The sequence below is a fragment of the Acetobacter lovaniensis genome (assembly GCF_014207635.1).
In the GTDB taxonomy this organism is placed as follows: Bacteria; Pseudomonadota; Alphaproteobacteria; order Acetobacterales; family Acetobacteraceae; genus Acetobacter; species Acetobacter lovaniensis.
Genome location: NZ_JACHIE010000001.1, coordinates 127,229 through 150,171, shown reverse-complemented (window position 1 = coordinate 150,171; position 22,943 = coordinate 127,229). Strand labels below are relative to the sequence as shown.

Below are 22,943 nucleotides of genomic sequence, written 5' to 3'. Positions count from 1 at the left end.
ACCGTGTCCTACAATACTTTCGGGCATATGTTCCGGGTTACAACGTGGGGCGAGAGCCATGGCCCCGCGATTGGCTGTGTGATTGATGGTTGCCCACCGCGTATTGCTTTGAGCGAGGCGGATATCCAGCCTTTTCTCGACCGCAGGCGGCCCGGGCAGTCGGCCTTTACCACGCAGCGGCAGGAGCCTGACCAGGTTCGCATTCTGTCCGGTGTGTTTGAGGGGCAGACAACGGGGACACCCATCTCCCTGATGATCGAAAACACGGACCAGCGTTCGCGCGATTATGGGGATATTGCCCAGACCTATCGCCCCGGCCACGCGGACCTTGTTTATGACCTGAAATACGGTATCCGCGATTATCGTGGTGGTGGCCGCTCTTCCGCGCGGGAGACGGCCTGCCGCGTTGCCGCGGGGGCTGTTGCCCGTAAGGTGCTGGGGGATGGCGTGCGTGTACGCGGGGCTTTGGTCCAGCTTGGCCCCAAGGATATTGACCGCACCCGCTGGGACTGGGCGGAGGTGGAGCGTAACCCCTTCTTTGCTCCCGACCCCGGAGTGGTGGAAGACTGGGCGGCGTATCTGGCAGCCATCCGCAAGGATGGCTCATCCATTGGTGCCGTGATCGAGATTGTGGCCGAAGGCGTGCCTGCCGGGCTGGGTGCGCCCATTTACGGCAAGCTTGATGCGGATATTGCCGCAGCGTTCATGAGTATTAACGCCGTTAAAGGGGTGGAAATAGGCGACGGCTTTGCCTCTGCTTCCCTGACGGGACCAGAAAATGCCGATGCCCTGTTCATGCGCAATGGTACGCTGGAGTTTGGCTCCAACCATGCCGGGGGCGTGCTGGGGGGTATTTCCAGCGGTCAGCCCGTGGTGGCCCGCTTTGCCGTCAAACCCACCAGTTCCATGTTGACCCCTGTGCCCTCCATTACCAGAGACGGGGTAGAAACACAGGTTATTACCAAGGGGCGGCATGACCCATGCGTGGGTATTCGGGCTGTTCCCGTGGGGGAAGCCATGATGGCCTGCGTGCTTGCGGACCATCTGCTCCGCCATCGTGGGCAGGTAGGGGGCTAACGCCTCCTACCCGATCAGGGTGGCATCCAGCGTAATGGGTGCCCTGAAAAGCTTGGAAACAGGGCAGCCTTCCTTGGCTTTGTTGGCCAGTTCCGCAAACTGCTGCTGTGTTGCGTTGGGCACTTTGGCCTTGAGGGTCAGGGCGATGGACGTAATTTCAAACCCCCCCTCCTTTTTGCTCAGGCTGACATTCGCCTGAGTGTCAATGCTGGTAGCAGTGAGCCCCGCATCCCCCAGAATGAGCGACAGGGCCATGGAAAAACAGGCCGCATGGGCAGCGCCCAGAAGTTCTTCGGGGTTTGTGCCAGGTTGCCCTTCAAAACGGGTATTAAAACCGTAAGGCTGCTGGTTTAGCGCACCGCTCTGGGTGGAAACGGTACCCTTACCGGTTTTGATCGCTCCTTCCCAATGGGCGCTGCCATGTTTGATAATGCTGCTCATATGCGCTGTATCCGTCTTTCATGTTCGCCTGAACTGTGTGGCAGGCATCGTATGCCCCGAACGCCGGGGTGGTCGATAAAGTTCATGCAGGGCGGCCTGCTCTCGCAGAGATGAAAAGGCGTTTTGGGTGGAATGTGCCTATACTGCATTTAACAATATGGCCGTGAACGCTCTGTAAAGCCTTGCAAGCAGGGAGGATGAGAGGCATTCCGGCTTATATCTTTAGCCCCGTTTCCATGCGCAGACGCGGCGGGCGAGGCTGATAACGCGGAGACCATAATGAGTTCCACCACGACCGATACCGCTTCTACCGTTGATGTCGTCCTGATCGGCGGCGGCGTCATGAGCGCTACGCTTGGGACATTGCTGCGTCAGCTTCAGCCGGAATGGAGCATCAGCGTTTTTGAGCGTCTGGGCAGCGTTGCGGAAGAAAGCTCCAATGCGTGGAATAATGCAGGGACCGGGCATTCCGCTCTATGCGAGCTGAATTACACCCCCCAGGGGGCCGATGGCACGGTGGATATTACCAAAGCTGTGGGCGTGAACGAACAGTTCCAGATTTCCCGCCAGTTCTGGTCCTATCTGGTGGAAAGCCAGATTATTGTTTCTGCCAAGAGCTTTTTAACGCCCGTCCCGCATATGAGCTTTGTGTGGGGGGAGGACAACGTGGCCTTCCTGCGCAAGCGCTACGAAGCACTTTCCCAACATCCGCTGTTCTCCGGCATGGAATACACGGAAGACACGGCCCAGATCACGCAATGGGCACCGCTGATCATGCAGGACCGCCCTGCCGGGCAGAAGCTGGCTCTGACCCGTAGCCTCAAGGGGACAGATGTCAACTTTGGCGCACTGACCCGCCTGCTGTTTACCTATCTTGCCAGCACTCCGGCCTGCACGCTGCATACGCAGCACGAAGTGAGTGACTTGACCCGCAATGGCAGTGATGGCTGGCGGCTGAAAATACGTGACCTGCGGCAAAATACCCAGCGTGAGGTCAATGCCCGCTTTGTGTTTATCGGCAGCGGCGGGGGCGCACTTTCCCTGCTGCAAAAAACGGGTATCCCTGAGGCGCGCGGTGTCGGTGGTTTTCCGGTCAGCGGGCAGTTTCTGCGCTGCACCAACCCGGACCTGATTGCCCAGCACCATGCCAAGATTTATGGCAAGGCATCGGTCGGGGCTCCCCCCATGTCCGTGCCGCACCTTGATACACGCATGATTGATGGCAATCCGGCCCTGCTATTTGGCCCATATGCCGGTTTTTCCACGCGCTTTTTAAAGCATGGCTCCCTTATGGACCTGCCGCTCTCGGTGCGCGCGGATAATATCGGCCCTATGCTGGCCGTTGCGCGGGATAACTGGGCCCTGACCAAATACCTGATCGAGCAGGTCATGCAGACTCAGGGGGCGCGGATCAAGGCCTTGCAGGACTTTATTCCCAACGCACAGGCCAAGGACTGGGAGCTGGTTGTCGCAGGCCAGCGGGTGCAGATTATTAAAAAAGATGCCGCCAAAGGTGGCGTTCTGCAATTTGGTACGGAAGTCATTGCCAGCGAGGACGGCTCGGTTGCCGCATTGCTGGGGGCCTCTCCGGGCGCGTCCACCGCGGCCCCGATCATGCTGAATGTTCTGCAGAAATGCTTCCCCACCAAAATACCGGAATGGACGGAGAAACTGCACGAGATCATCCCCTCATTCGGGCAGAAACTCTCCCGGCATCCCGAAATGTGTGAGGAAATTTTTGATAAGACAACGCAGGTGCTTGGCCTGACCCAGTAAACTGTGACTATCCCCCGCATGTTGTTTATGCGGGGGGTGCCAGACCTGAAAGCCTGAGTGTTATTAGTCGGCTATGCTCATATCCGCCCGGTTCCACCAGTTCTGCTGTAAACTGGTGTAGGGGATAAAGTCAGCCGGGTTGCCTGCAAAGCTGACTGTGTTGGTGGGTGTTTCCTCAATACTGAGTTCCGAGCAGCGTAAAACGCCCCCTTCGGCCAGCAGGAAGGCGTTGATCTTGGCCATGAGCAGGCAAACCATCAACTCGGTTGTCGGGTCTCCCGGGGTTACCACAATACGTGCAGCCCGCGTGGGTTCATGTGCCTTAAACCATGCCAGCAGCGGGTCGTCCCCGGCAAGCTGGAGCGCGTGGTCCAGCCGTTCATCTACAAAGCGGTGCCAGGTCTGTTTGGCTCGCTGAAACGAAACAGGCATGTTCCCATGCCCATCCAGCCGCGTGGGGTTGGTGGGTTCAAGCCTTACGGTGACAAATTCGTTGTGTCCATGGGGCAGGGCGCAGCTTTCGCTGGCACCGTGAATAAGGCGGTGCCCCATGGAAAAACGGCGTGTAAAAACAAGGTCAGGCATGTTGGTCTTCTGCTATGTAAGCTTCCCACCCCGCGCGGCGGAGCTGGCAGGCGGGGCAGGTGCCACAGCCATACCCCCATGCGTGGCGCACGGTGCGGTCCCCCATATAGCAGGTATGGCTCTCATGGTTGATGAGTGTCACCAGAGGTTTCCCACCCAGTTCGTCAGCTAATGTCCAGGTTTCGGCCTTGTCCAGCCACATCAGGGGGGTGTGCAGGACGTAACGGCTGTCCATGCCCAGATTAAGGGCAACCTGCAGGGCTTTTATGGTGTCATCGCGGCAGTCGGGGTAGCCGGAATAATCGGTTTCGCACACACCGGTTACAATGTGACGCATGCTCCTGCGGGCTGCGAGAGCCGCAGAAAACGTTAAAAAGATCAGGTTACGGCCGGGCACAAATGTATTGGGCAGGCCGTTCCGGGTCATGGCAATTTCAGCATCCCGTGTGAGCGCCGTATCGGAAATATCGTTCAGGGCATGCAATGGGAGCGTATGGTCTGGCCCCAGCCGCTCCTTCCATTGCGGGTTCAGGACTGCAAGACCTTCGCGTATGCTCTGGCGGCATTCCAGTTCAATGGCGTGGCGCTGGCCGTAATCAAACCCCACTGTTTCCACATGTTTGAAGCGCGCCAGAGCCCACGCCAGACAGGTTGCGGAATCCTGCCCGCCAGAAAAAAGCACAAGTGCGGATTCGGTCTGTTCCTTGGAGGACAGGGGCATGATCAGGGTATTCCCGTCAGCTTGTGGGTTTGCAGGGATAATGCCCATCCGGGGTTTTGCAGGCAGTAGGCAATAGCGGCCTGCGTGTTGGCGGCCTGCTCCGGGCCATCCATGGGCTGGAGCCAGAAATGGGCAAAATCCAGCCCGGTCAGATCTGCCGGGTCAAGCCCGGGCTGGGGGTAAACCAGCTTGAGTTCGGTCCCGCTGGTTTGCGCAAGTGGTGCGCCAGCCTTGGGGCTGATGCACAGCCAGTCGATCCCTTCTGGGGCCAGCACGGTGCCGTTACTTTCCACCGCAATTGCAAAGCCTTTGTCGTGCATGGCGGTAATCAGGGGGGCGTCAAGCTGGAGCAGCGGCTCTCCCCCGGTAAACACCACAAGGGGGCGTCCGGGAGAGGCGGATGCAGGCCAGAACCCGGCAATGCGCGTGGCCAGTTCTGCTGCATTGTGGAACCGGCCGCCCCCGGTGCCATCGGTGCCAATAAAGTCGGTATCGCAAAACTGGCAAATGGCCTGAGCCCGGTCTTCTTCCCGGCCGGACCACAGGTTGCAGCCGGTAAAGCGGCAGAACACGGCCACGCGCCCTGCCTGCCCGCCTTCACCTTGCAGGGTAAGAAAAATTTCCTTGACCGAGTAAACCATTTGTAAAGTCTTACAGGCCAATCCCGGTCGTATGCATGCCCAGACTGTCCAGCAGGGCACGGTCACGCTGTGCCTGCGGGTTGGGAGTGGTCAGCAGCCGTTCGCCATAAAAAATGGAGTTGGCACCGGCCAGAAAACACAGGGTCTGTGTCTCATCATTCATGTTCTCACGCCCCGCGGCAAGGCGTACGCGGCTTTTGGGCATGGTAATGCGGGCTGCCGCGATCATGCGCACAAAGTCCAGAGGCCGGACTTCATCCGCCTTGGCAAGCGGGGTGCCTTCCACGCGGACCAGCAGGTTGATGGGTACGCTCTCGGGGTGGGCGGGCATGTTGGCGAGTGCGGCAATCAGGCCCGCGCGGTCAGTCTCGTTCTCGCCCATGCCGACAATGCCGCCGCAGCAGACATTGATCCCTGCGTCACGCACGTTGGAGAGAGTGTCCAGCCGTTCCTGATAGGTGCGGGTGGTGATGATCTGGCCATAATATTCGGGCGAGGTGTCGATATTATGGTTGTAAAAGTCCAGACCAGCCTGCTTGAGCCGCTGAGCCTGAGAATCATCAAGCATTCCAAGCGTTACGCAGGTTTCCATCCCCAGTTCTTTAACGCCCTCAATCATGGCGCAGACTGTTTCCATGTCCCTTTCTTTGGGGGTCCGCCATGCCGCACCCATGCAAAAGCGGCTGGCCCCTGCCGCCTTGGCTTTTTTTGCTTCGGCCAGCACGTTTTCAACGGCCATAAGCTTTTCGGCTTTTACACCGTCTTCGTGCAGGGCGCTCTGGGGGCAGTAGGCGCAATCTTCCGGGCAGCCACCCGTCTTGATGGACAGAAGGGTGGATATCTGTATCTCGGTTGGATCAAACGTCGCACGATGTATGGCTTGTGCCTGAAACATCAGTTCCGGGAACGGGAGGTCAAGCAGCGCCTGCACTTCGGCAACGCTCCAGTCATGGCGGATGTCCATTGCTGGAGTGGCAGGGCGGGAAAAAGAGGGCGAACCATCAGGCATGGAATGTGAACCGAACCAGATATGCTAGAGGGAAGTGCAATGCAGCATATCGTGTTTGTACCGTCAAAGCCAGTTTTTAGCAGAGAGGCAAAAGGTGCCCGTCCGTGCGCCCCATCTTCACACTTCACAACAGGGGCAAAGTGCTTCCATAGTGGCGCCAAGCTCGTTTGAATACAAAACCAAGGTAAACAAGATGACAAAAAAGAACTCGGTTGTAGGGCTGGTGCTGGCCGTGGGTGCGCTGGGAACACTGGGTGCCTGTGAACACTACCCGCAGGAGCGCTCGGGCCGTGGGGTCGGGCTTTTGCGTATGCCCAACCCGGCCTCTGTTTACTGTGTTAAAAAAGGCGGTGAACTGAAAATGGAAATGACCGATAAAGGACAGGTCGGGTACTGCCACCTGCCAGATGGCCGCGTGATCGAGGAATGGGTTCTGTTCCGGCAGGATAATCCGCGTCAGGGTAGCTGAGTAAGGCTTACAGCAGATGTCCCGTCCCCCATTCCCGCCGTTTGATGCCGCGAGTGCTGCGACCAAGGCCCGTATGGCCGAAGATGCATGGAACTCTCAGGAGCCGGAAAAAGTGGCTTTGGCCTATACCCCGCAGAGCATATGGCGCAACCGGACCGACTTTGTGCATGGTCGGGCAGAAATTATTGCCTTTCTGACCCGAAAATGGACGGAAGAGCTGGATTACAGGCTGATAAAGGAGGTCTGGGCCTTCAAGGATAACCGTATTGCCGTACGCTTTGCCTACGAATGGCATAACGCGGCAGGGCAGTGGTTTCGGTCTTATGGCAATGAGAACTGGGAGTTTGATACTGCCGGGCTGATGCAGAACCGGCATGCTTCCATTAACGATCTGGTCATTGCCAGTGCGGACCGTCTGTTCCTCTGGCCCAAGGGCCGCAGGCCGGACGGACATCCGGGCCTGAGCGAACTGGGGTTGTAGGCCGTAAGGCGGTGCAAGTGCCGTGGTCAGGCTTATGCTCCAAACAGAAGCCTGACCAGTATCAGGCTGGCCCCGACCAGCCCGAGCAGGGACAGAAATACGCTCAGGGCCAGTGGCCTGCCCGCATGCAGCACAGCCCGTAACTCCACGCTCAGGCCCAGTGCCGCCATGGCCATGGTGGTCAGGCAGGTGGCGGTAGTGCTCAGGGGAGCCAGTGCAATATCTGGCACAAGGTCGCATGAGCGGGCGGTCATCATGGCGGCAAAGCCGGTAATATACCAGGGCACCAGCCGGGTGAAGGAGGCTCCACGCATGGTGTCCTGTCGGGTCTGGCTTTGTTTTGAACAGAAAATAGCGAGTGCAAGGCAGACTGGTCCCAGCATGAGTACACGCATAAGCTTGACCAGAGTGCCAACATGGAGGGCCGTCTGGCCAAAAGGAGTTGCCGCAGCAACAACCTGTGGCACAGCGTAAACGGTTAATCCTGCCAGAACGCCCTGTGCATTGGGGCTGCTCAGCAAGGCTGGTGCCAGCAACGGCAGGCCCAGAACCACCACAAGACCACCCGCTGCGGTAAAGGCAATGGTGATGCCTATATCCTTTTCCTTTGCCCCGATGACCGGGGCTGCTGCCATGATGGCGGAGTTCCCACAAATGGCGTTACCACAGGCGACCAGCAGAAGCTGATGTGTGGGCAACCCCATTGCGTTGCCAATGAGCAGCGTAAAAACCACGCTGAACAAGACAACCCCCATCACCCCCAAAAGCAGCGCTGGACCGGCGTAAAAAACGGCATGCAGGCTGAAGGATGCCCCCAGACAGACAATGGCAACGTTCAGCAGGGTTCTGGCGCATAGTCTGATCCCCCCGGCCCATATGGGGCCGGGCGTCCTGACCGCTCTGATCAACACCCCGAGCAGGAGGGCCAGATTAAGGCTTTCCAGCCAGGCCTTGCCCAGTAGGTGCGTTTCCGCTCCTTCAAGGACTATGGCCAGTCCCGATACCAGCAGGCAGAGCAGAACTCCCGGCCCAGACATGCGTAAAAAACTAATAGCCTTGAGGGGGTGCATACAGGCGGGAGTGGGGTGTGCTGTCATGGTGTTTTTCCTTCAGTCCACCAGAACTTAGGGAAACCCCAATCCATCAATCCAACTCATAGTTTTTGTTATTCTAATCGTAAATAATGATTGATTATGTTAGGCAATACGGCATGACACTGGAGCAACTCCGTATTTTTGTGGCGGTGGCCGAGCGGGAGCACGTTACGGCCGCCAGTCGCGCCTTGCATGTGACGCAATCAGCCGTATCCGCCGCCATTGCAGCATTGGAAGAGCGCCATGGTGTCAAGCTGTTCCACCGTGTGGGGCGTGGAATAGCGCTGACAGAAGCCGGGCGCCTGTTTCTGCCCGAAGCTCGCGCGGTTCTGGCCCGCGCCACTATGGCGCAAACCGTGCTGGAGGAGGTGGGCGGGCTTAAACGGGGCAAACTGCGCCTTGTAGCCAGCCAGACCATCGCCGCTTACTGGTTGCCGCCCATTCTGGTCACATTCCGTCGGCTTTACCCTGATATTGAGGTGGAACTGGCAATCAGTAACACTCTGGACGCCGCAGCCCGTGTGCGGGATGGAGACGCGGAGCTTGGAATTGTTGAAGGCCTGGTGGACGACCCCGCTCTGGCGCAATGGCCAATAGGGGAAGACCACCTGACAATTATTCAGGCTGATGCGGAGCGTCCTCACAAAATCAGTCGTGACTGGCTTTGTGCCGCGCAGTGGGTCATGCGGGAGGAGGGGTCTGGCACCCGCGCGGCACTGGAAGACTACCTCGCGCAGTTCGGGGTTGCGCCGCAGGATATGACCATAAGCCTCGTTCTTCCCTCGAACGAAGCTGTACGCACGGCCATAGAGGCCGGGGCAGGGATAGGGGCACTGTCCTCGCTGGTGGTTGCTCCCGCGTTGCTGGCGGGCACGCTCCATGCTGTACCGCAGGACGTGAAGCCCCGCTCATTTTACGGTCTGCGGCATAAGGAGCGCTACCGGAGCCGGGCTGCAGATGCTTTGCTGGACCTTATCGAGCAGCAACACGCAATGGAATGACGACTGTAGGCGGAGGTTTTTTTGCGTGGAAACTGTAGCCAGCCCCTGCTTTGGGGCATAACGGTGGGGACGTATCTGTGCTAAGTAAACGCCGTCTCCAACTGCCCTCCGTATGCATATTGCGGTGGATGAAACCGGAAAATTGAAGATGACAGTGCTGCCGACTTTCAGTGACGTGGTTGCGGCTTCGGCCCGGATAAAAGGGCAGGCTCATCGCACACCTGTTCTGAGGTCACGCTACCTGAATGCGCTGAGCGGTGTTGAACTGTTCTTCAAGGCTGAGAATTTCCAGCGGGTTGGGGCCTTCAAGTTTCGGGGGGCCACAAACGCGATTTTGGCTCTACCCGAGGATGTGCGCCAGAAAGGCATTATTGCGTTTTCGTCAGGCAACCATGCTCAGGCCATAGCCTGTGCCGCGCGTGAGGCCGGAGTGCCTGCGGTCATTGTCATGCCCGAAGATGCCCCCGCCGTAAAACTGGCCGCAACACGGGGCTACGGGGCGGAGGTTGTGACCTATGACCGCTATTCCCAGGACCGGGAAGAAATTGCGGCACGCCTTGTGGCCGAGCGGGGTGGAACACTGCTGCCATCTTTCAATCACCCGGACATTATTGCCGGGCAGGGCACGGCAGCACTGGAACTTATGGAGGAAACAGGGCCGCTGGACGCCTTGTTCGTGCCTGTTGGCGGCGGCGGTCTGGTCTCGGGCTGCGCGCTTGTCACGCATGAGGTGGCACCCGATTGTGCGGTAATAGGGGTGGAGCCTGCAGCGGGGGATGATGCCCGGCAATCCATGGCTGCGGGGCATATCGTAAAAATTGCCGCACCGCGTACAATTGCGGATGGCGCGCAGACAACAAGCGTGGGTGACATAACATTTGCACTCATGCAGCGGTATGTCCGCGACATTGTGACGGTAGATGATGCCGCTTTGGCCGCCACCATGCGTCTGCTGGCAGAGCGGATGAAAATTATAGTGGAACCCACTGGCTGCCTTGCTCCGGCAGCGGCCCTTGCTGCTGCCCCGCAATGGCAGGGGCGGCGTGTGGGTGTGCTTTTGTCGGGCGGAAACATCGATATAACCAGATTTGCGCAGCTTGTAGGTTAAGAGACATGGATATAGAACTTGAGCCTTGGTTAAGGCCATGCACCACAATAGTCTTATCGCATCACACCGATGACGACATTCTTGATATGTTCCCGCGCCTGAAAAACCTTGGTGCGAGCGCATTTGGTGAAGATGCCGATACTTTTGGTGAAACGCTGTACGATGTTATTCACGATGAACCGTACACGCGGGATCTGACGTTTAAAGTTCAGACGGTTCACGAATTAAAGACATTGCTGGCATACAGCAAAGAGGACTTGCAACGGGTCAGTTCGGTTGTGCTGGGTATAGACCCGACAGCTAAGGTTACAGACCCGCCTGACTGGGGTGATTTGCCCAACCTGTGGGCATTCTGGTGTGCGGTCCTGTTTAGTTTTCAGAATGATCCTGAAGTGGAAGCGGGAAAAGAAATTGATCTGGAACCGCTCAACCACTTGGGGGCGGGTGGTTATGTGCTGTCCAACCATGTTGCTCTGACGGATGAACGCATCGCATATCGCTTTACCGTGGAAAAACGACCGGCTGTCTCATGCTTCGCATCGGCGAAAGAGGCGGAGGATGTGATTGGCCGGGTGCTCCACGAAAACGGCCATAAAATTGATAATTGGCTCAAGACTGCGAGAAAGGGAGCCAAGCTGGAGGTCGAAGGGCGCGTCTCGGAAGAAGGGGCGTTTATTATCCGTGCCACAGACCGGGAGCGCAGGCGCGCACGATCCATACAAATTGTTATCGTCAATGAAGTATTGAACGGACTGGTCTATTATATCCACACGTTTAGGCTTTATTAAGTCTGGTATTTTCCTGTTTTGCAGGTGTTTGAGGCTGGTGTGGCCAAGGGATATTGAAAGTCTGACCACATTGGAAACTCAGGACAGGAAGATGCGGAGCAATCCCATGGGATGGGCACTCCTGCACGTATTTGAATCTGCTTCCCAAGATAAACTGTGACGAAAAAATCAGCCCTAATGAGGGGATGAGGGGCATCAATGCGGGAGGGGGCTGTGAATCAGGTCTTTTTGTTCCATTTTGAGCAATCGCAACCTCGCAATTCCAGCAGCTTATGCCTGTGATGACTTTCCGGTGCAGGATGATGCGGAGTGAGGCTATGGCAGGAAGGATATTTTCGCCCTGCAAAATGGGATTGTCCAATTTTGTGCGCGCAGCCAAACATCGCATAAGATATATTATGCCAACAAAAATGGGTGCGCAAATGGGATACTGCGGATCGGTTGCGGTGTTCATGTATGTGTATCAGATGGACCTGGAAACCCGGAATTTGGCGTCGAGTATCCCGTCTTTTAGCTTAACTCTGCCCTGATAAGTGATCGTTCCGATGGATTGAGAGGTATTTCAGTGGTTATCGGCGGCGTTCTGGCCGAGATTTGGCCAGATCAAGCGCCCAGACAATGCCCTCGCCCTTGCTGGTGAATTAAGCCGCAGTCGCGGCTTGATGGTGTGTTGGCCGACTGGCGTCCTGGAGCAGGCTTGGGGCGCTAATTACACAAAATAAAATAGTGCAATGTGGTGCATGATGGGGAGGATTGTCTATTTTTATATGTTGTTTTTGCGGAAATATATCTATAAGGAGTAGTTATATAAGGTTCTGTCATTCACTGTGATGGGTTGTGGATATTTTGTCTTCTGACAATACAGGTGTTATCGAGCAGTTGCGTGCCGTGCAGGATGACCCCGTTCGTCTGCTGCGCACGGCCCATGCTCTGCTGGGTGACCGGCTGGCGGTTATGTCGTCCTTTGGCGCGGAATCCGCCCTGCTGCTCGCCTTTGTAGCGGAGGCTGAACGCGACATGAAGGTGCTGTTCCTTAACACGGGCAAGCACTTCCCCCAGACACTCGCATACCGGCGCGAGCTGGCCGATGTGTTGGGGTTGAGTAATGTTGAGGATATTGGCCCGTCCCCCGAACAGGTCAGCGATCGTGACCCAACGGGAGAACTCTGGGCCTTCGACCCCGACGCCTGCTGCAAACTGCGCAAGGTGGAGCCGCTGAATGTTGCCTCCTTGCCGTACGACGTGCTGGTAACAGGCCGCAAGCGTGGGCAGGCCGCCACACGCGCGGCAATGGAGATTGTGGAAGAGCGTGGCGATGGCCAGATCCGCATCAATCCGCTGGCCTTCTGGAGTGCGCAGGATATTGCCGCAGAAATGCAGCGCCGCGCCTTGCCGCCACATCCGCTGGTGGCCGAGGGATATTTATCCATTGGGTGTGCGCCGTGCACACGTCCGGTGGATGGGCATGAAGATGCCCGGTCAGGCCGCTGGTCTGGCCTGAACAAAACCGAATGTGGGATTCACGTCGCAGGATAACCTGCCGTGCCGCTTTCTGAAACATCAGCCTTACCCGTTAAAACTACAGGGTCGTGGAACATGGATCATCTTGATCAACTGGAAGCTCAGAGCGTTTTTATTCTGCGGGAGGCTTATCGTAAGCTGAAGCCGCTTGCCATGCTGTGGTCATTGGGGAAGGACTCCAATGTTATGGTCTGGCTGGCCAAAAAGGCGTTCCTCGGGCGCGTCCCCTTCCCTGTCATGCATGTGGATACGGGTAAAAAATTCCCCGAAATGTACCAGTTCCGGGACGAATATACCAAAAAATGGGAACTGGACCTGCTGCTGGGTGACTGCCCGCCGGTAGAGGAAATGGACCCCTCCCTGCCGCCTGCCGCCCGCTCTGCCGCCCGCAAGACCGCAGGCCTTGCCGCCATGATCGAAAAGCACAAATTGCAGGGTGTTATTGCCGGTATCCGCCGTGATGAGCAGGGTACCCGTGCGAAGGAACGCGTGTTCAGCCCGCGTGGTGCAAGCCATAAATGGGATATTCGCAACCAGCCGCCCGAATTCTGGGACCAGTATGCCACCCCGCACGAGGACGGTATGCATATCCGCGTGCATCCGCTCCTGTCCTGGCGCGAGATTGACATCTGGCGTTACATCGAGCGCGAAGGCATTCCGCTGGTTGACCTGTATTTTGCCAAAAACGGCAAGCGTTACCGCTCTCTGGGCGATGCGGACATTACCTCCCCCGTGGAAAGCAATGCCGCAACTCTGGCAGAAGTGATTGCAGAGCTGGAAACAACCAAAACGTCTGAGCGTTCGGGCCGGGCCATGGATCATGAATCCGAAGATGCCTTTGAACGCCTGCGCGTGGCTGGTTATCTCTGATAGAGCGTGGATCGGAAAAAACGAAAATGAGTGATACGATTTCTTCCTCTCAGGATGCCGCAACCCCTATCGTTATCGTGGGGCATGTTGACCACGGCAAATCCACGCTTATCGGGCGTCTTTTGCATGACACGGATAACCTGCAGGACGGCAAGGTTGCCCAGATCATTGAATCCTCCAAAAAGCGCGGCCTGAAGATTGAATGGAGCTTCCTGCTCGATTCCTTGCAGATCGAGCGCGATCAGGGCGTTACGGTTGATTCCACGCGCATCCCCTTCCGGCTGGGTTCGCGCGAATACGTTATTGTGGATGCCCCCGGCCACCGCCAGTTCCTGCGGAACATGATCACCGGTGCGGCCGATGCAGAGGCCGCCGTGCTGGTGGTGGATGCAGTGGAAGGTGCGCGTGAGCAGACCCGCCGCCACGCCATGCTGCTGCATCTGATCGGGATCAGGCATGTTATTGTTCTGCTCAACAAGGTGGACCTGCTTGAGTTCGATCAGGCCAAGGTTGAAGCTGTTGAGGTTTCGGTTAACGAACTTCTGGGCAAGCTGGGGCTGGAAGCCGCCTATTTTGTTCCCGCCTCCGCCCGGGATGGGGACAACATTGCCAGCCGCTCCGACCGTATGCCCTGGTACAACGGCCCAACCCTGACCGAAGCACTGGCACGTGTGCCCACGCCCGCTTCCCGTTCGGAACTGGCGCTGCGCCTGCCCGTGCAGGATGTTTATCGCTTTGGGGACAAGCGTTACGTGGCTGGCCGTATTGAGCGTGGCCGGGTGCGTGTGGGCGATACGGTTGTTATTGGTACCCAGAAAACCCCTGCCCGCATTGCCTCGATTGAAAGCTGGCACACTGCCCCGCATGTGAGTGCTTCGGCAGGCCAGTCCATTGCGGTTACGCTGGAGCCTGATGTTATTCCCGATCGGGGCGATCTGCTGCACCATGTGGACACCCCGCCCACTCAGGCATCGCGCGTGCGGACCCGCCTGTTCTGGCTGCGGCAGGAACCTTTGCGTGTGGGCGAGAGCTTCCGCCTGCGGCTGGCCACGGCCGAACATGCGGTGACTGTCACCAGCATTGAGTCCGTTGTTAATCTGGACGACCTGACCATGTACCCCGGCACGGAAGTGCCGCCCGAAGGCTTTGCTGAAATCACGCTTGCCGCAGCAGAGAACATTCAGTTCGATGCCTTTGCTCCGGGCACGCCGGACGGGCGTGGTGTTCTGGTGGACCTGCAACAGCGGATTGTAGGGGGAGCACCCCTTATTGGCCCGGCGGAAATTGCCGTGGGCGATAAAGCCATTCACCCAAGTGCTAGTGCTGTGACCACGCAGGACCGCCAGCGCGTTAAAGGCCATAAAGGCAGTGTGTTCTGGCTTACCGGGCTGTCGGGTGCGGGTAAAAGCACGCTGGCGCGGGCCGCTGAAAATGCCCTGTTTGCCGCAGGTGTGGACGTGAGCGTGCTGGACGGGGACACGCTGCGTGCAGGGCTGTGCAAGGACCTTGGCTTTACCGAAGCTGACCGGACCGAAAACGTGCGCCGTGCGGCAGAAGTTGCGCGTATTCTGCGCGATGCCGGGCAGGTGGTGCTGGTTGCCCTGATTTCCCCCCTGCGCTCGGACCGCGAACTGGCTCGCCAGATTATTGGTGAAGGGTTTGAAGAAGTGTTTGTGGATGCCGATCTGGGCACCTGCGAACAGCGTGACCCCAAAGGCCTGTATGCTGCGGCCCGTGCAGGGAAAATTAGCGGCTTTACGGGGATTGATGCTCCGTATGAGGCCCCACAGGCCCCTGCCCTGCGCGTGGCAACAGGCAATGGGAGCGTGGAAAAAGCGGTCTCCCAACTTGTTTCCTTCGTGGAAGGCAGTGTGCGTTCCGGTGGCAGCGCCCGCGCACGGTCCTGATATTATAGCAAGAATGGCCGCTGCGGCATAAAGGTCGTGGCGGCCACTTTTCAGGCGCTCTTGTTCGCCTGTAAGGTACGATTTTTAAAAGGTGGGCAGGCAGATATATGAGTGCCATGTCATGACTCTGTCGCGTCTTGCTTTTTTTAGAGCTGGCGGCTCCGCTCTGCCCGGCTACAGGCTGTCGCTCACGCTGACACTGGCGTGGACAGGCTTTTTCATCATCCTGCCCCTTTCTACCCTGCTGGTTTATCCGTGGCAGGGTGGCACTGGCTCCATGCTGTCTGCCTTGCATGACAGCCGTATGCTGGCGGCATTGTGGACGAGTTTTTCGTGCGCGGCTATTGCTGCGGCATGCAACATACCATGCGGGCTGCTGCTGGCCTGGGCTCTGGCGCGGGGTAACCTGCCGGGGCACCGTCTGGCAGATGCGCTGATCGACCTGCCGCTGGCCCTGCCTACGGCCGTTTCAGGCATTACGCTTGCAACGCTCTATGGGCCGCACGGGTGGCTGGGGTCCCTGCTGGCGGTTTTCGGGGTCAGTGTTTCCTATAACAAGGCTGGCATTGTGCTGGCGCTTATGTTCGTGGGGCTGCCCTTTGTGGTGCGTGCAGTGGAGCCGGTCCTGCGCAACCTGCCGCAGGAACTGGAGGAAGCCGCACATCTGCTGGGGGCAAGGCCATGGCAGATTTTTGTGCGCATTATTGCCGCCCCCGTTCTGCCCGCGCTCATAACCGGGTTTGGTCTGGCTTTTGCCCGTGGCATTGGGGAATACGGGTCCGTTATTTTTATTGCGGGTAACCAGCCGTTTAAAAGCGAGATCGCACCTCTGCTGATCGTGGTCAGGTTGCAGGAGTTTGATTATCCGGGTGCCACCGCCATTGCCCTTGTGCTGTTGTGCGTCTCACTTCTTTCGCTCGCACTGATCGGTGGTGTGCGCCGTCGCTTTGCCGTGTGGAGTGAACCAGCATGACCCGTTATGTGGTATGGGCGGCAAGCTGGCTTTTTATTCTTGTCGTGCTTGTGACCCCCCCGGCACTGGTGCTGACCGAAGCGCTCAAGGATGGCGTTGGGGCATCTCTGGCCACGTTGTCGGACCCCGATGCACAGGCTGCTATCTGGCTGACACTGCGCGTGAGTGTTGTGGCTGTTATACTCAATACCCTCTTTGGTATTCTGGCGGCGTGGGTACTGGTCAAGTTCCGCTTTCCGGGACGGCAGTTCCTGCAAATTCTGGTGGAACTGCCGCTGAGCATTTCTCCCGTTGTTTCGGGGCTTGTCTGGCTGCTGCTGTTTGGTGCCCAGGGATGGTTTGGACCGCTGCTGGAGCGGTGGAATATCCATATCGCTTTTGCCGTACCGGGTATTATTCTGGCCACATTGTTTGTGACGCTGCCTTATGTCGTGCGCACGGTCATGCCGGTTATGGAGGTGCAGGGGCGTGATGCGGAGGAAGCTGCCGTTCTGGCGGGAGCCGGGTTCTGGCAGGTTCTGTGGCATGTCACCCTGCCGGGTGTACGCGGGGCTCTGCTTTCCGGCGTGTTGCTGACAACTGCCCGTGCTCTGGGGGAATTCGGGGCGGTATCGGTCGTGTCCGGCCATATACCGGGTGAGACGGAAACCATGCCGTTGCATATTGAAAATCTTTATAACGGCTATCAGTCAGTCGCGGCCTTTACCATGGCTGCTCTGCTGGCGCTCATGGCCATGAGTGCGGTTCTGCTCAGGTCCGCACCGGAATGGCTTGCAAGATTGCAGGAGAAAAAGGCGTGAGTATTGAGGTCTGCAATCTGGTTCGTCAGGTTCCGGGCGCGCGGCAGCCACTGCTGGATAACGTGTCTCTCAAAGTGCCCGATGGTGCGTTTGTTGCTCTGGTCGGGCCTTCGGGGGCTGGCAAAACAACCTTGCTGCGCGCCATAGCCGGGCTGGATAACTGCAGCAGTGGGTCCATCCTGCTGGATGATAGCCCCATGACCAGCGTAAGGGACCGTGCGGGCCGCATGGGGTTTGTGTTCCAGAACTATGCCCTGTTCCCGCATATGACGGTCGCGCGCAACATTGCCTTTGGGCTGGATGTGCAACCCCGTGCGGAGCGCCCTGCCCGCGCCCAGATTGCCCGGCGGGTGGAAGAACTGCTGGAACTGATGCAATTGCAGGGCATGGGGGGCAAGCACCCTGCCAAACTGTCTGGTGGCCAGCGGCAGCGTGTGGCACTTGCGCGCGCGCTGGCAACAGGGCCGCGTGTTCTGCTGCTGGATGAACCTTTTGGTGCGCTGGACCCCATTGTGCGCCGTTCTATCCGGACATGGCTGCGTGAACTGCACGATACGCTGGGCCTGACCACCATTCTGGTCACGCATGATCAGGAAGAAGCCCTTGAGGTGGCGGACCGTATTGTGGTCATGCAGTCCGGCAGAATTGTGCAGGATGCCTCCCCCATGGATCTGGATGAGCAGCCCGCGACCGAATTTGTGATGGAGTTTCTGGGGGAAGCTGTGTCTTTCCCCGGGGAAGTCCGGCATGGCCGCATGATCCCGGATGACGCGCTGGCCCTGCCTTTTGCCGTTCCCGAGGGAGTGACAGACGGCCCTGCCGTTGCCATGATCCGCCCGTATGAAATGAACATACAAAAACCCGTATCCGAACAGGATGTGCTGAGCATTTATGCAGCCCCCCGGGGCACGCGGAATGGCTACAGGCATTATACGCTCCAGCTTGGGGAGCGGGTTGTGCCGTTCTATCGTCCGGTGGATGAGGCCGATGTGCAGGTGCAGGGTGTCGCGCTGGACATCAGCCGTTCCCGCCTGTTCCGTCAGGGACTTTTGTGTGCATGATACGCGTCAGATGCGTGATATGTTGATAAAGACGAAAATTTATGTAATTTTCTGTCGTGGAATACGCGGAAAGGTATGAGCGTGGATCGCAGGAATAATCGTCGTGATACTGAAGGCTGTAGTGTTGTGACAGCCAACCGTCTGCTTGATGGCCGGATTGTCTGGCTGGATGCGCAGGGAAAATGGCAGTTGACCATTGGTCAGGCATACCTGTTCCCCAATGACGGAATGGAAGACCTGCTACGTTCTCAGAATACCCGTGCCGGGGCGGATAATGTGGTGGGAGTTTACGGTGTGCAGGTGGAACAGACCGCGCACGGGCCACGGCCCCGCACCACGCGCGAGCGTATTCGTGCCGAGGGCCCGAGTGTTCATGCTGAATTTACGCCCCTCTGGCAGCTCGCCCCCGCTGCTGCAAGTGGCTCCTGAATAAAACCCGACGGACCAAAACCATGCCCCACTCTCCCCAGCCCCCAGCAGACGTCGGCCGGTATGCGTATGACGCGGTTGACCGTACATTCCTCAAACAGCGGGTCGAACAGTTCCGTGATCAGGTGCAGCGCCGGATTTCTGGCGCCCTGAGCGAGGATGAGTTCAAACCCCTGCGCCTGATGAACGGCCTTTACCTGCAACTGCATGCCTATATGCTGCGGGTGGCTATTCCCTACGGTATTGTCAGTGCCAACCAGATGCGCACACTGGCCCATATTGCCCGGCGGTATGACCGGGATTACGGGCACTTTACCACGCGCCAGAATATCCAGTTCAACTGGATCCGGCTGGAAGATGCGCCTGATATTCTGAATATTCTGGCTGATGCGGAAATGCACGCCATCCAGACCAGCGGGAACTGCATCCGCAACGTCACATCCGACCAGTTTGCCGGTGCTGCACGTGATGAAGTTCTGGACCCGCGCGTACATGCGGAAATTCTGCGTCAGTGGTCCACTCTGCACCCCGAATTTACGTTTTTGCCGCGTAAATTCAAAATTGCCATTTCCGGCAGTGTGCAGGACCGTGTTGCCGCCCGTTTTCATGACATCGGGCTGCTCGCACGTAAGGGAGAAAACGGGCGCGCGGTGTTCGAGGTCTATGTTGGCGGTGGTCTGGGGCGTACCCCGGTTATTGGCGTAAAACTACGCGATGACCTGCCTGAAGAAGACCTGATCGCGTACCTGGAAGCTGTTCTGCGCGTCTATAATGCATACGGGCGGCGCGATAACATTTACAAGGCCCGGATTAAAATCCTTGTGCAGGCTCTGGGCCTTGGCGCGTTCCGTGATGAGGTCAATGCCGAGTTCATGGCCATGGACCGCAGCCGGTACCGTTTGCAGCCCGAAGTCGTGGCCGCCATTCGCGCCCGCTTTGCCACTCCAGTGTTTGAAGATGCTTCTGCCGGTACTGCCCAACTGGCAGCGCAGACCAAGGCCGACCCGGCCTTTGCCACGTGGGTTGGCACCAATACCCACCCGCACCAGCAGGACGGGTATTGCAGCGTAACCATTTCGTGCAAGCCTGCTGGCGGTATTCCGGGGGATGTTACATCCGCCCAGATGGACCTGCTGGCGGATCTGGCGGACCAGTACAGCTTTGGCGAGTTGCGGATCACACACCTGCAGAACGTGGTGCTGGGGCATGTACGCAAGGATAACCTGTTTGCGCTGTGGCAGGTGCTCAGCGCCAATGGTCTGGGTACCGCCAATATTGGTATGATCACCGATATTATTGCCTGCCCGGGGCTGGATTACTGCGCACTGGCCAATGCCCGTTCCATCCCCATTGCCCAGAAGCTGAGCCAGCGCTTCTCCAACGCTGCCCTGCAGCAGGAAATTGGCGCGCTGCGGCTGAATATTTCAGGCTGCATCAATGCCTGCGGTCATCACCACGCCGGACATATCGGTATTCTGGGTGTTGATAAACGTGGAGAAGAAGCGTTCCAGATCACTCTGGGCGGTAATAGCGGGGAAGATGCTTCCATCGGCCAGATTATTGGCTCGGCCATGTCGGAGGATGAAACGGTTGATGCAATTGCCAGAATTGTTGATACCTATCTGGTCCAGCGCAAGCCGGGCGAACGTTTTATTGAAACCTGCCGCCGCCTAGGCGCCGCGCCATTCAAGGACGCAGCTTATGCCACTGCTTGAGAACGGTCAGATTGTACAGGACGGATGGACGCTGGTTGAGGATGGCCAGCCCCTACCTGATGGCGACATTCTGCTGCCTCTTTCCCGGTTGTCCGAAGGGCTTGGGCGGAATGGCAAAGGGCGTCTGGGCATTGTGCTCAAGCCTGACGAGCGGGTGAGCGACCTCAAGGAAGCCCTGCCCCGCCTTGATCTGGTCAGCCTGAACTTTCCTATTTTCCGGGATGGACGGGCATTTACACAGGCCCGCTCCTTACGCGAGCATCTGCATTTTACCGGTGCCGTGCGTGTGACGGGGCATTTTCTGCCGGATCAGTATGAGTTCCTGCTCCGCTGTGGTGTTAGCCAGCTTGTTATTCCCGAGCAGAGCGATCCGGCGGTGTGGCAGCAGGCGCATGAGCGGATAACTGTTGCCTACCAGCCTTCCGTTCTGAACGAACGCCCGGAAGGATTTGCATTCAGGCGGTTCCTGACACCCTGAGAGCATGGCTGTGGCAAGGGTGTGGAAGAGTGTACGCGGGCTTTTTCGTTCCATTGCTGTGGGGGCCATCCGGGCCTACCTCGGGTTCGCATTGCGGACCACGCGATGGACCTTCAGAATTGACCCGCAATCCTACCTTTACCTGACCAGTCAGGAGGGGCGGACGGCCGTTGTTGTTTTCTGGCATGAGGTGTTGCTTCTGACTCCCGCCCTGTGGTGGTGGGTGGAGCGCCAGAATCCCGCAGTGCATCTGCGGGTTCTGGTGAGCCGCAACAGCGATGGCCGGGTAATAGCCGATGTGGTTGCGCCGTGGCGGATCTGGTCCATAGCCGGTTCATCAAATACAAGAGGCAAAAGCAAGGGGGGCGCTGCGGCCATGCTGCGTATGCGCGCCAGCCTGCTGCATGGCTGTCTGGTTGCCATAACTCCCGACGGGCCATGTGGGCCACGCAGGCAGACACAGCAGGGGGCCGAAGCGCTGGCGCGGCTGGTGGGCAAACCTGTTATTCCCATGGGGGCATCCTGCCGGGCCATACGGCTTAAATCATGGGATAAAATGTTTTTCCCCCTTCCTTTCGGGCGCGGTGTGTTTGTGAGCGGTGCACCTTTATGGCCTACCCCGGATTGCCAGAAGCAGGACCCGGCCTTTAACCTGCAAACCCACATGAACAACCTTATGGAGCAGGCTCAGGTGGAGCAGCAGCACGCAACCGCCGGGCATATTGCTCTCAGGCCGCAGGTCACATGCCCTTCGCAGATATGGAACGGTGTGGGGGCATTGCTGGCACCAGTTCTTCCACTTTATCTGCGCTGGCGGCAGAGCAAGGGGAAGGAAGTTGCCGGACGAGTGCGTGAAAAAATGGGTTTTGCCGCCTGCCCTCGCCCGTCTGGCAAACTCTTGTGGTTTCATGCCGCCAGCGTGGGAGAGGCCTTGTCTATTCTGCCGCTGGTGCAGGCTTGCCTGCGGCAGAACGCACATATCACTATACTGGTGACAACGGGCACGGTTACAGCCAGTACCATTGTGGCGCAGCGTTTTGCGCACGACCGGGTTGTACACCAGTTCATGCCCTTGGATGTGCCAAGGTGGTGCCAGCGGTTTTTAAACCATTGGGCTCCACAGGCCGCTGTTTTTACCGAGAGTGAGTTGTGGCCCACGGTACTGGGGGCATGCCACGCCCGTAACCTGCCTGTTGTGCTGGTCAACGGGCGGATGTCTGCATCGTCCTTCCGGTTCTGGCAGCGTGTGCCCGGTGTTGCGCAACGCATGCTGGCCCCGTTTGCATGGGTTTCGGCCCGGACGGAGGAGGATGCACAGCGCCTGCGGTCTTTGGGAGCGAACTCACAACTCTCTCCGGGAGACCTGAAAACCGCTGCCCCTCCTTTGCCGGTGGATGCTCAGGTTCTGGCCGATTTGCGGGCAGTCATAGGGGAACGTCCTGTGTTTGTAGCCGCCTCCACCCATGCGGGGGAGGAGGAGGTCATAGCGCGTGCAGCACACATTATTCGCCAGACATACCCCAACCTGCTGAGCATTATTGTGCCGCGCCACCCCGAGCGCGGGGCAGACATCGCATCCCGTTTAAACTCAGCGCCAAGGCGGGCACAGAATGCTCTCCCCACAGAGCGGGATGCTTTTTGGGTGTGTGATACGCTGGGCGAACTGGGACTATTCTTCAAGCTGGGGGATTGTGCCTTTATTGGCAACAGCCTGCCTGTCTGCCCCGGTGGAGGACATAACCCGTTTGAGCCCGCACGCCTTGGCTGTGTGGTGGCAACGGGCCCGCGGGTCCAAAATTTTGAGGAGGCCTATCAGGCACTGCATGAGTGTGTGCAGGTTGTGCAGGATGAGCAGTCTCTGGCCGCATGGGTTGTACGGATGCTCTCCTGCCCTGAGGAGCGGGCAGTGCTGGCACACCAGGCGCAGGCCGTGGCAACGGTTAACGCAACCATGCCCGATGATCTGGCCCACCAGATTCTGGAACTCATATGGTAAGG

The 22,943-nt window shown here is 58.1% G+C and carries 23 protein-coding genes and 1 pseudogene; 18 read left to right on the top strand and 6 right to left on the bottom strand.

Annotated features, from left to right (window positions below; translation table 11 throughout):
* The first annotated feature begins 3 nt into the window (after positions 1–3).
* Complete coding sequence (aroC, locus tag HNR55_RS00695; RefSeq protein ID WP_086645919.1) at positions 4–1,077, top strand: chorismate synthase; 1,074 nt, start codon at positions 4–6, stop codon at positions 1,075–1,077.
* A 6-nt stretch (positions 1,078–1,083) separates the two neighbouring features.
* On the opposite strand, the gene HNR55_RS00690 is transcribed toward aroC, so the two are convergent.
* Positions 1,084–1,518 carry an OsmC family protein gene (locus HNR55_RS00690; protein WP_166109981.1) on the bottom strand — a complete coding sequence of 145 codons (435 nt, stop codon included), beginning with the start codon at positions 1,516–1,518 and terminating at the stop codon, positions 1,084–1,086.
* Between the two features lie 276 nt (positions 1,519–1,794).
* Here HNR55_RS00690 and HNR55_RS00685 point away from each other — a divergent pair, with 276 nt between their 5' ends.
* On the top strand, positions 1,795–3,294 hold the full coding sequence (locus tag HNR55_RS00685) for a malate:quinone oxidoreductase (protein WP_264813756.1): 1,500 nt from the start codon (positions 1,795–1,797) through the stop codon (positions 3,292–3,294).
* 63 nt (positions 3,295–3,357) lie between these two features.
* On the opposite strand, the gene HNR55_RS00680 is transcribed toward HNR55_RS00685, so the two are convergent.
* From HNR55_RS00680 to bioB, 4 genes are read right to left on the bottom strand one after another with little or no spacing between them, the layout of a single operon-like run.
* Positions 3,358–3,879, bottom strand: a complete 522-nt coding sequence (locus HNR55_RS00680) for a 6-pyruvoyl trahydropterin synthase family protein (protein ID WP_166109975.1) — start codon at positions 3,877–3,879, stop codon at positions 3,358–3,360.
* Positions 3,872–4,600 (bottom strand): 7-cyano-7-deazaguanine synthase QueC, encoded by a 729-nt coding sequence (queC, locus tag HNR55_RS00675; protein ID WP_166109972.1) that lies wholly within the window; start codon positions 4,598–4,600, stop codon positions 3,872–3,874. The genes HNR55_RS00680 and queC overlap by 8 nt, the downstream gene beginning before the upstream one ends.
* Before the next feature lie 2 nt (positions 4,601–4,602).
* Positions 4,603–5,241 carry a 7-carboxy-7-deazaguanine synthase gene (queE, locus tag HNR55_RS00670; protein WP_166109969.1) on the bottom strand — a complete coding sequence of 213 codons (639 nt, stop codon included), beginning with the start codon at positions 5,239–5,241 and terminating at the stop codon, positions 4,603–4,605.
* A gap of 10 nt (positions 5,242–5,251) precedes the next feature.
* Positions 5,252–6,250: a biotin synthase BioB gene (bioB, locus tag HNR55_RS00665; protein WP_166109966.1), complete on the bottom strand. Its 999-nt coding sequence runs from the start codon at positions 6,248–6,250 to the stop codon at positions 5,252–5,254.
* Positions 6,251–6,443: 193 nt separating this feature from the next.
* Here bioB and HNR55_RS00660 point away from each other — a divergent pair, with 193 nt between their 5' ends.
* Positions 6,444–6,719, top strand: coding sequence for a putative hemolysin (locus HNR55_RS00660; protein ID WP_166109965.1), 276 nt, complete (start codon positions 6,444–6,446; stop codon positions 6,717–6,719).
* Positions 6,720–6,735: 16 nt separating this feature from the next.
* Positions 6,736–7,200 (top strand): nuclear transport factor 2 family protein, encoded by a 465-nt coding sequence (locus HNR55_RS00655; protein WP_166109962.1) that lies wholly within the window; start codon positions 6,736–6,738, stop codon positions 7,198–7,200.
* A 32-nt stretch (positions 7,201–7,232) separates the two neighbouring features.
* Here HNR55_RS00655 and HNR55_RS00650 read toward each other — a convergent pair whose 3' ends face one another.
* Positions 7,233–8,297 carry a YeiH family protein gene (locus HNR55_RS00650; RefSeq protein ID WP_166109959.1) on the bottom strand — a complete coding sequence of 355 codons (1,065 nt, stop codon included), beginning with the start codon at positions 8,295–8,297 and terminating at the stop codon, positions 7,233–7,235.
* A gap of 86 nt (positions 8,298–8,383) precedes the next feature.
* On the opposite strand from HNR55_RS00650, the gene HNR55_RS00645 reads away from it, so the two are divergent.
* The 14 genes and pseudogenes from HNR55_RS00645 (at position 8,384) to HNR55_RS00585 (ending at position 22,941) form a co-directional block, all read left to right on the top strand.
* A complete protein-coding gene (locus tag HNR55_RS00645) occupies positions 8,384–9,295 on the top strand; it encodes a LysR family transcriptional regulator (RefSeq protein ID WP_253545014.1) in 912 nt (303 codons plus the stop codon).
* 148 nt (positions 9,296–9,443) lie between these two features.
* Entirely contained in the window at positions 9,444–10,403 is a 960-nt protein-coding gene (locus HNR55_RS00640) for a threo-3-hydroxy-L-aspartate ammonia-lyase (protein WP_166109953.1), read from the top strand.
* Positions 10,404–10,489: 86 nt separating this feature from the next.
* A pseudogene (locus HNR55_RS17240) lies at positions 10,490–10,819 on the top strand (hypothetical protein); the annotation flags it as partial.
* Positions 10,796–11,191 carry an RNase A-like domain-containing protein gene (locus tag HNR55_RS17235; protein ID WP_408736945.1) on the top strand — a complete coding sequence of 132 codons (396 nt, stop codon included), beginning with the start codon at positions 10,796–10,798 and terminating at the stop codon, positions 11,189–11,191. The pseudogene HNR55_RS17240 and the gene HNR55_RS17235, both read left to right, overlap by 24 nt.
* Positions 11,192–12,028: 837 nt before the next feature.
* Entirely contained in the window at positions 12,029–12,727 is a 699-nt protein-coding gene (locus HNR55_RS00630; protein ID WP_095348864.1) for a phosphoadenylyl-sulfate reductase, read from the top strand.
* A gap of 60 nt (positions 12,728–12,787) precedes the next feature.
* Positions 12,788–13,582 (top strand): sulfate adenylyltransferase subunit CysD, encoded by a 795-nt coding sequence (gene cysD, locus HNR55_RS00625; protein WP_025825148.1) that lies wholly within the window; start codon positions 12,788–12,790, stop codon positions 13,580–13,582.
* Between the two features lie 26 nt (positions 13,583–13,608).
* A complete protein-coding gene (gene cysC / locus HNR55_RS00620) occupies positions 13,609–15,489 on the top strand; it encodes an adenylyl-sulfate kinase (protein WP_166109944.1) in 1,881 nt (626 codons plus the stop codon).
* Between the two features lie 121 nt (positions 15,490–15,610).
* Entirely contained in the window at positions 15,611–16,462 is an 852-nt protein-coding gene (gene cysT, locus HNR55_RS00615; protein WP_086645931.1) for a sulfate ABC transporter permease subunit CysT, read from the top strand.
* Positions 16,459–17,262 (top strand): sulfate ABC transporter permease, encoded by an 804-nt coding sequence (locus HNR55_RS00610; RefSeq protein WP_166109941.1) that lies wholly within the window; start codon positions 16,459–16,461, stop codon positions 17,260–17,262. Before cysT ends, HNR55_RS00610 begins: the two co-directional genes overlap by 4 nt.
* Positions 17,259–18,323, top strand: a complete 1,065-nt coding sequence (locus HNR55_RS00605) for a sulfate/molybdate ABC transporter ATP-binding protein (protein ID WP_166109938.1) — start codon at positions 17,259–17,261, stop codon at positions 18,321–18,323. The genes HNR55_RS00610 and HNR55_RS00605 overlap by 4 nt, the downstream gene beginning before the upstream one ends.
* Positions 18,324–18,404: 81 nt before the next feature.
* Positions 18,405–18,752 (top strand): DUF2849 domain-containing protein, encoded by a 348-nt coding sequence (locus HNR55_RS00600; protein ID WP_166111198.1) that lies wholly within the window; start codon positions 18,405–18,407, stop codon positions 18,750–18,752.
* Positions 18,753–18,775: 23 nt separating this feature from the next.
* Positions 18,776–20,467, top strand: coding sequence for a nitrite/sulfite reductase (locus tag HNR55_RS00595; protein ID WP_166109935.1), 1,692 nt, complete (start codon positions 18,776–18,778; stop codon positions 20,465–20,467).
* A complete protein-coding gene (locus HNR55_RS00590) occupies positions 20,454–20,945 on the top strand; it encodes a DUF934 domain-containing protein (protein WP_166109932.1) in 492 nt (163 codons plus the stop codon). The genes HNR55_RS00595 and HNR55_RS00590 overlap by 14 nt, the downstream gene beginning before the upstream one ends.
* A 4-nt stretch (positions 20,946–20,949) precedes the next feature.
* A complete protein-coding gene (locus HNR55_RS00585) occupies positions 20,950–22,941 on the top strand; it encodes a glycosyltransferase N-terminal domain-containing protein (RefSeq protein ID WP_166109929.1) in 1,992 nt (663 codons plus the stop codon).
* Positions 22,942–22,943 lie beyond the last annotated feature (2 nt).

Excerpts from the sequence above, each read along its gene's own strand:
- HNR55_RS00690 (WP_166109981.1), bottom strand. The coding sequence starts at position 1,518 with ATGAGCAGCATTATCAAACATGGCAGCGCCCATTGGGAAGGAGCGATC.
- HNR55_RS00680 (WP_166109975.1), bottom strand. The coding sequence starts at position 3,879 with ATGCCTGACCTTGTTTTTACACGCCGTTTTTCCATGGGGCACCGCCTT.
- queC (WP_166109972.1), bottom strand. The coding sequence starts at position 4,600 with ATGCCCCTGTCCTCCAAGGAACAGACCGAATCCGCACTTGTGCTTTTT.
- queE (WP_166109969.1), bottom strand. The coding sequence starts at position 5,241 with ATGGTTTACTCGGTCAAGGAAATTTTTCTTACCCTGCAAGGTGAAGGC.
- bioB (WP_166109966.1), bottom strand. The coding sequence starts at position 6,250 with ATGCCTGATGGTTCGCCCTCTTTTTCCCGCCCTGCCACTCCAGCAATG.
- HNR55_RS00660 (WP_166109965.1), top strand. The coding sequence starts at position 6,444 with ATGACAAAAAAGAACTCGGTTGTAGGGCTGGTGCTGGCCGTGGGTGCG.
- HNR55_RS00655 (WP_166109962.1), top strand. The coding sequence starts at position 6,736 with ATGTCCCGTCCCCCATTCCCGCCGTTTGATGCCGCGAGTGCTGCGACC.
- HNR55_RS00650 (WP_166109959.1), bottom strand. The coding sequence starts at position 8,297 with ATGACAGCACACCCCACTCCCGCCTGTATGCACCCCCTCAAGGCTATT.
- HNR55_RS00645 (WP_253545014.1), top strand. The coding sequence starts at position 8,384 with ATGATTGATTATGTTAGGCAATACGGCATGACACTGGAGCAACTCCGT.
- HNR55_RS00640 (WP_166109953.1), top strand. The coding sequence starts at position 9,444 with ATGACAGTGCTGCCGACTTTCAGTGACGTGGTTGCGGCTTCGGCCCGG.
- cysD (WP_025825148.1), top strand. The coding sequence starts at position 12,788 with ATGGATCATCTTGATCAACTGGAAGCTCAGAGCGTTTTTATTCTGCGG.
- cysC (WP_166109944.1), top strand. The coding sequence starts at position 13,609 with ATGAGTGATACGATTTCTTCCTCTCAGGATGCCGCAACCCCTATCGTT.
- cysT (WP_086645931.1), top strand. The coding sequence starts at position 15,611 with ATGACTCTGTCGCGTCTTGCTTTTTTTAGAGCTGGCGGCTCCGCTCTG.
- HNR55_RS00610 (WP_166109941.1), top strand. The coding sequence starts at position 16,459 with ATGACCCGTTATGTGGTATGGGCGGCAAGCTGGCTTTTTATTCTTGTC.
- HNR55_RS00595 (WP_166109935.1), top strand. The coding sequence starts at position 18,776 with ATGCCCCACTCTCCCCAGCCCCCAGCAGACGTCGGCCGGTATGCGTAT.
- HNR55_RS00590 (WP_166109932.1), top strand. The coding sequence starts at position 20,454 with ATGCCACTGCTTGAGAACGGTCAGATTGTACAGGACGGATGGACGCTG.
- HNR55_RS00585 (WP_166109929.1), top strand. The coding sequence starts at position 20,950 with ATGGCTGTGGCAAGGGTGTGGAAGAGTGTACGCGGGCTTTTTCGTTCC.